The 504-nt window shown below is 66.9% G+C and carries 1 protein-coding gene; it reads left to right on the top strand.

Going from position 1 to position 504, the window contains the following annotated elements:
• A partial coding sequence (locus AC1DDH_RS20535) for a hypothetical protein (protein ID WP_476956221.1) occupies positions 1 to 504 on the top strand: 504 nt, incomplete at both ends.

Below are 504 nucleotides of genomic sequence, written 5' to 3'. Positions count from 1 at the left end.
GTGCTGCGCGACGGCGGCGTGATTGCGCGCGGCTACGATGCCGATCTGGACGAACTACGAGACATTTCCGAGAACTGCGGCCAGTTCCTGATCGACCTCGAGGCACGCGAGCGCTCCCGTACGGGCATCGCCAACCTGCGCGTGGAGTACAACCGCGTGCATGGCTTCTATATAGAGGTGACGAACGGCCAGGCGGACAAGGTGCCCGACGACTACCGCCGGCGCCAGACGCTCAAGAACGCCGAGCGCTACATCACGCCAGAGCTGAAGTCCTTCGAGGACAAGGCGCTGTCCGCACAGGACCGCGCGCTGGCGCGTGAGAAGGTTCTCTACGAAGCGCTGCTCCAGGCCCTGCTGCCGCATATCTCCGCCCTGCAACGCGTGGCGGGCGGGCTGGGGCGGCTCGATGTGCTGGCGGCACTGGCCGAACGGGCCCGCACGCTCGACTGGGTCCAGCCCGAGCGCGTGAGCGAGAACGTGATCGACATCGTGCAAGGCCGCCAC

The organism is Arthrobacter sp. 10T425, from assembly GCF_056393985.1.
Note: the sequence above shows the minus strand (reverse complement) of the source record. Positions and strands in the feature narration are given on the sequence as shown.